A 4856-nucleotide genomic window follows, 5' to 3' on the forward strand; every position below is an offset into this window, starting at 1 on the left:
ATAAAGGTAGTGGAGGGTACCTAACCCTAAATCCCTTCCATCCTTTCGCTAGCCTTATATATGCACAACTCAGGACAGGCTCCAGGGAAGGGACTTTTTAGCCCCCCTTCCCTATGGGGAAGGGGCAGGGGTTAGGTCGAAACGAAAGGCGTTAGCATGCCCAGCGGATTAATACGTTTACAAAAGGTTAAGTCCAATAAATTAGAATTGGCCAAATGGATGCGAAGGAATATGACTTTGGCCGAGAAATGCTTTTGGAATGCGGTTAAAACAGATAGATTCATGGGGCTTCATTTCAGGCGACAGCAGATCATACATGGCTTCATAGCTGATTTTTATTGCGAAGAACTTAATCTGGTGGTAGAAATAGACGGCGGAATACACGAAGAACAGAAGGACTACGACAAACTCCGGGATCAGATAATCAACCAATACGGCATAAAGGTCATTCGCTTTGCCAACGAAGAGGTTGTCAATAAGAACGACTGGGTGTTATCCAAAATAAAGGAGCTGGCATATCCTGTTGACAAGCGTCTTTGATTTAGGCTATTATTAATCATCTATTAACCCGATGGTGATCAATCAAATGCATAATATCATCTTATACGAGGATCATCTGTATCCCGAGCTTTATCCCCTGACCTATCTCCGGCCAGTCTGGGATTTAAGGTGCGGGGCTTTTTCACTTAAACAGCGGCTGGAGAAAGGCGTCAAGTCCGCAATCGTTCACCAATGGACGAAACGGGAAAGAGGCATGTTCTCCACGGCTCTATCAGTGGCCAAGGGGCCGGTGCTCTTGGTTAACGGGCGGGCCTTCATCTCCCAGAAGGACCTGTCCGCTCTGCTGAAAACCAAGGGGAAGGCGGCGGTCACCGGCGACGGTTTCATCGCCGCACTGAAACTGGATGATGCGCCGGGCATCGGGAAAATATTATCCTCAGACCCGGATGAAAGCATTCTATTGAAACTGGCCGAAGGGGCCAGAAAGATATCATCTTCGGCTAAATTATTCCGTCATCTGTGGGAGATGGTGGATCATAACGGCCCGGCCATAGCGAACGATGCCGGTTATTTCAAGAGCAGCTCTCATCCCTTGCCCAAAGGGTCATACCTGCTGGGGAAACGCAGCGATCTGAAGATATCCGCCAAGGCCGTCATCGAGCCGGGAGTGGTGATAGACACCCGGCAGGGGCCGGTGATCATCGAGGCCGGGGCGGTCATCCGGCCCTTCAGTCGTATCGAAGGCCCCTGCTATATCGGGCCCGATGCTTTGATAGATGGGGCCAAGCTCCGCCCCGGAGTTTCCGCCGGGCAGGGCTGCAGGCTGGCCGGCGAGATAGAGGAAACAGTGATCATGGATTTCTCCAACAAGCACCACGACGGATTTCTGGGGCACAGCTACATAGGCAGCTGGGTGAACCTGGGGGCCCAGACCTGCAACTCCGATCTCAAGAACAATTACGGCAATATCACCGTCTGGGTCAACGGAAGATATGTGGACTCCGGCCGGATCAAGGCGGGCTGTTTCATCGGCGACCACAGCAAGACCGCCATCGGCACCATGATCAACACCGGCGCGGTGGTGGGGATCGGCTGCAACATCTTCGGCGGGCCGGTGAAAAAATACCTGCCGTCCTTCAGCTGGGGATGCAGCGACAAGTTCCACGACCACAAACTGGAGAAAGCCCTGGCCACCAGCCGAATGGTGATGGGACGAAGAAAACAGGAACTGCCGGAGAGGGATGCCGAGCTGATGAAAAAAATCTTTGACGCTACGGCCCGGGACCGGGAAAATATATCCGAAGGGAAGCAGCGATGAAGGCGATCATCATGGCCGGGGGCTTCGGCACCCGCTTGCGGCCGCTGACCTGCAAGATACCCAAGCCGATGGTGCCCGTGGTCAACCGGCCGATGATGGAGCATATCATAATGCTGCTGAAGGAGCACCAGATCACCGAGATGGCGGCCCTGCTGTTCCACCAGGCGGAGAGCATCTCGGATTATTTCGGCGACGGCAGCGATTTCGGGGTCAAGATAGATTACCTCCGCCCGGACGCCGACTACGGCACCGCCGGGGCGGTGGGCATGGCCCGGGAGCTTTTAAAGGAGCCGTTCATCGTGATCTCCGGCGACCTGCTGACCGACTTCGACCTGGGCGGGATCATCGCCTTTCACAATAAAAAGAAGGCCCTGGCCACCATCACCCTGACCCGGGTGGCCAATCCCCTGGAGTACGGGATAGTGATCACCGACCAGGACGACAAGATCAATCGCTTCCTGGAAAAACCCACCTGGGGCCAGGTGTTCTCCGATACCATCAACACCGGGATCTATGTCTTCCAGCCGGAGATCTTCGACCTGATCCCCCGTAAAAAGCAATTCGATTTTTCCCAGGACCTTTTTCCGCTGATCCTGTCCCAGAACAAGCCGCTCTATGGCTGCATCACCAACGGCTACTGGCGGGACATCGGCAATATCACCGAGTACCGCCAGGCCCACCTGGACGCCCTGAAGGGCGAGGTCCGGGTGGACATCGAGGGCGACCGCTTGAACCTGATCGGCAAGGATGTCTGGGTGGGCAAGGGCTCCAATATCAATGCCAAAAATTCCCGGCTGACCGGAGCGGTGATCATGGGAAAGAACGTTACGGTCGGCCAGGGGACTCACCTGCACGACGTGGTGATAGGCGATGACTGTCATATAGGCGAAGATGCTTTCATCGAGCATTCCATCATCTGGTCCGGCTGCCGGATCGGCGATAAGGCCCGGGTCGAGGAGGCCATCATTTGCGATGGGGTGGAGATCGGCAGCCAGGCGGTGATCGAAGAACACGCCATCCTCAGCAGCCAGGTGAAAATAGGCAGCCAGGCCCGGGTCAGCGCCAATGTCAAGGTGTGGCCGGGAAAGTCGGTGGACGACCAGGCGGTGCTGACCTCCAGCCTGATCTGGGGCGACCGCTGGTTCAAGGAGTTCTTTGCCGGGCCCCGGGTGACCGGGCTGGCCAACATGGAGATGACCCCGGAGTTCGCCGCCAAGCTGGGGGCGGCCTACGGAGCCCTGTTGGGCAAGGGATCGGTGGTGCTGACCAGCCGGGACAGCCACCCGGTCAGCCGGATGATCAACCGGGCGGTGATATCCGGGCTTCTTTCGGCCGGGGTCAAGGTCCACGAACTGCGGGCCCTGCCCATCCCCATCGTCCGCTATCAACTCAAGTCCGGCGGGGAGCAGGGGGGATTGCATACCCGTAAATCGCCCTTCGATCCCAAGATGGTGGACATCATCTTCTTCGACAAGGACGGCAAGGACCTCCCGGCCGGCAAGATCAAGAACCTGGAACGGATGTTTTTGCGGGAGGATTTCGCCCGGGCCGAGCCCGAGGATACCGGGGTGATAGAATTTCCCCACCGGGTGATGGAGGGCTATCGGGAGGGCCTGCTGTCATACATCGACACCCAGGCCATCCGGGAGGCCAAATACAAGGTGGTGATAGACTACGCCTACGGCGCGGCGGCCAACATATTTCCCTCCATTCTGGGGGAGCTGGGCATCGAAGTGGTGGCCCTGAACGCCTTTGAAAACCCCGAGAAGCTAACCAAGAGCGGGGATGATTTCGTCGTCGCCCAGCAGAGGCTGTCCCAGATGGTGCAATCCATAAAGGCCGATGTGGGCTTCCTGTTGGACAGCGGGGCCGAGCGGGTCTACCTGGTGGACGAGCAGGGAAAAATAATGGACGAGGATCAGGCCCTGGCGGCGGTCTCCCTGCTGGTGATGAAGAGCCGGAAGATCAAGGAACTGGCGGTGCCGGTGACGGCCTCGCGGGCCATCGAGGAAATGGCAGAAAAGTACCAGGTGAGGGTCAAGCGCAGCCGGATAGACAACCGGTCGCTGATCGAGGAGGCCGCCGGCGAGACCGTGGCCTTTGTGGCCAGCCGCCGGGGCGGCTATATTTTTCCCGAGTTCCAGCCGGCCTTCGACGCCATGCTGTCCATCACCAAGATACTGGAATTGATGGCGGTAACCGGCAGTAAACTGGGGAGCATTACGGATGAGATCCCTGTGAGCCACATGGTCAAGAAGAACATCCCCTGTCCATGGAGCAAGAAGGGCTTGGTGCTGCGCACCCTGATGGAGCAGACCAAGGACCATCCGGAGAAGCAGTTCATTGACGGCATCAAACTTTTTTACGGACGGGACTGGGTGCAGGTGCTGCCCGACCCCAACCGGGAGCTGTTCCATATCAACGCCGAGGCCGACGATCAAAACCGGGCCCAGGAGCTGGTGAATGAATACACCAAGAAGATAGAAGAATGTTTAAAGTAGATAAAACCCGGATGATCCTGGCCGCAGCAGTGCTGATGGCTCTCATCATCTTTGCCATAGTATACAACGGCTGGCTGAGCCCCAAAGCAAGGGTCAAGGCCGTCGTGGAGCGGACCACCAAGGCCTTTCTGACCAAGAACAAGGCGCTGATCCTGGACAACATTGCCCCCGATTTCTATTGTGATCCCTTCGACAAGCCCAAAGTGGACACCAGTTTAACCCTGTTCTTCCGGGAGTTCGAAAAGGCCAAGGTCATTTTGGACGATCAGAGGGTTTACGTCAACGGTAATGAGGCCATAGACACCATCGGGGTTATCGTCCTGGTGGGCCGGGGAGGCGAGCAGGGATTCATTTTGGGCTCTTTCGGCAATCCGGCCCTGCTGACGCTGAAACTGAAAAAACACAAGAAATGGCAGATAATCGGGGTCGAGGGTTTGAAAATCGAGTGATTTTAGAGTATAATTACCGAGAACCAGACGACGCCGAACTGAAATTTTAGGTTCGGTGTTTTTTATACATTTATTTTGATAGTAAAT

Annotated in this window: 4 protein-coding genes; all 4 read left to right on the forward strand. The window is 56.1% G+C overall.

Going from position 1 to position 4856, the window contains the following annotated elements; translation table 11 throughout:
• The first annotated feature begins 156 nt into the window (after positions 1-156).
• The 4 genes from KJ869_02685 to KJ869_02700 are packed head-to-tail and all read left to right on the forward strand — an operon-like array spanning position 157 to position 4769.
• Complete coding sequence (locus KJ869_02685) at positions 157-540, forward strand: DUF559 domain-containing protein (GenBank protein MBU1576095.1); 384 nt, start codon at positions 157-159, stop codon at positions 538-540.
• 46 nt (positions 541-586) lie between these two features.
• Positions 587-1819, forward strand: coding sequence for a hypothetical protein (locus KJ869_02690; GenBank protein ID MBU1576096.1), 1233 nt, complete (start codon positions 587-589; stop codon positions 1817-1819).
• Positions 1816-4320 (forward strand): mannose-1-phosphate guanyltransferase, encoded by a 2505-nt coding sequence (locus KJ869_02695; GenBank protein MBU1576097.1) that lies wholly within the window; start codon positions 1816-1818, stop codon positions 4318-4320. Before KJ869_02690 ends, KJ869_02695 begins: the two co-directional genes overlap by 4 nt.
• A complete protein-coding gene (locus tag KJ869_02700; GenBank protein ID MBU1576098.1) occupies positions 4308-4769 on the forward strand; it encodes a hypothetical protein in 462 nt (153 codons plus the stop codon). The genes KJ869_02695 and KJ869_02700 overlap by 13 nt, the downstream gene beginning before the upstream one ends.
• Positions 4770-4856 lie beyond the last annotated feature (87 nt).

The sequence above is a fragment of the Candidatus Edwardsbacteria bacterium genome, from assembly GCA_018821925.1.
Taxonomy (GTDB): domain Bacteria; phylum Edwardsbacteria; class AC1; order AC1; family EtOH8; genus UBA2226.

Bases quoted from the DNA above. Each gene is read 5' to 3' on its own strand.
- KJ869_02695 (MBU1576097.1), top strand. From the start codon at position 1,816: ATGAAGGCGATCATCATGGCCGGGGGCTTCGGCACCCGCTTGCGGCCG.
- KJ869_02685 (MBU1576095.1), top strand. From the start codon at position 157: ATGCCCAGCGGATTAATACGTTTACAAAAGGTTAAGTCCAATAAATTA.
- KJ869_02690 (MBU1576096.1), top strand. From the start codon at position 587: ATGCATAATATCATCTTATACGAGGATCATCTGTATCCCGAGCTTTAT.
- KJ869_02700 (MBU1576098.1), top strand. From the start codon at position 4,308: ATGTTTAAAGTAGATAAAACCCGGATGATCCTGGCCGCAGCAGTGCTG.